Below are 1,290 nucleotides of genomic sequence, written 5' to 3'. Positions count from 1 at the left end.
TCCCGGCTCGACACGGCGCTGGCCCAGACCCATATCGTCGGCCTCAACACCAACGTCCAGTTCCTGCGCAACGTGGTGCAAAGCCGCTCCTTCGTGCAGGCCGATCTGGACACCGGCCTGATTCCGCGTGAGGAGGCGGTGCTGTTCAAGCAGGAGAAGGTCGGCTTGAGCCTGGCCGTGGCCAGTGCCATCGCGCACACCCTGCTGCAGGAAAAAGCGGACGAGGCGCAAGTCAGCCGCCGTGCGGTGTGGCTCGACCCCTGGGCCCGGCGCGATGGCTGGCGCTCGCATGGGCCGAGCACGCGCCGTTTCGACTTTGAGTTTCAGGGCGCGGTGCGGATCGTGCAAATGACCACGCTGCACGACGGTGCGCTGCAGCTGGAGGTGGCGGGCGAGGTCGGGGTGTTCTCGTTTGTGCCGGTGACGCAAGGCATTGATGTGCGTTTTGCGGCGCGCCGCCAGATTGTCAATGTGTATAAAAATGGGGCTGTAGCCCACGTGTTTACTGCGCAAGGCGCTACACAAATAATAGCAATTGACGCCCTGGTGCATGCCGGCGATGCCCAGGTCGAGGGCGGCCGCCTGACCGCGCCGATGCCGGGCAAGGTGGTGTCGTTCGCGGTCAAGGCGGGCGACAAGGTCAAGCGCGGCCAGGCGCTGGCGGTGCTGGACGCGATGAAAATGGAGCACACGATTGCCGCCCCGATGGACGGCGTGGTGGCCGAGCTGCTGTATGCGCCCGGCGACCAGGTGACCGAAGGGGCGGAGCTGCTCAAGCTGCAATAAGTCAGGTTACGCTTGGCACCCATGAAAATCACATTTTGTTGCACCGATACCAAAGCCGAGCCCTGGTTGCTGGGCCTCAGGGCGGCCTTCCCTGACGCCCAGGTGGACGTTTGGCAGCTTGGCGCACCCGCCGCCGACCATGCCGTGGTCTGGGCGCCGCCACAGCAGTTCTTTGACGAGCAGACGCAACTCAAAGGCGTTTTCAACATTGGCGCGGGCGTCGATGCCCTGCTGAAATTGCGCCTGCCAGCGCAGGCCACCGTGGTGCGGCTCGACGACGCCGGCATGTCGGTGCAGATGGCCGAGTTTGTCTGCCACGCCGTGATCCGCCACTTTCGCGAATTCGATGGCTACGAGACCGATGTGAAAGCCGGCAAGTGGTCGTATCGCAAGCCGCGCGAGCGCAGCGATTTTCCGGTGGGCGTGATGGGCCTGGGGGTGCTGGGCGAGCGGGTGGCGCGGGCGCTGCATCAGTTTGAATTCCCGGTGCTGGGCTGGAGCCGC

Annotated in this window: 2 protein-coding genes; both read left to right on the top strand. The window is 64.9% G+C overall.

Annotated elements, in window-relative coordinates:
• On the top strand, positions 1-786 hold a 786-nt coding region (locus B3V69_RS01625), incomplete at its 5' end, for a biotin/lipoyl-containing protein (protein ID WP_296443172.1).
• 21 nt (positions 787-807) lie between these two features.
• A partial coding sequence (locus B3V69_RS01620) for an NAD(P)-dependent oxidoreductase (protein WP_296443171.1) occupies positions 808-1,290 on the top strand: 483 nt, incomplete at its 3' end.

Source organism: Rhodoferax sp. UBA5149 (assembly GCF_002413825.1).
Classification (GTDB): domain Bacteria; phylum Pseudomonadota; class Gammaproteobacteria; order Burkholderiales; family Burkholderiaceae_C; genus Rhodoferax.
This window is presented reverse-complemented; position numbering and strand designations above follow the sequence as displayed.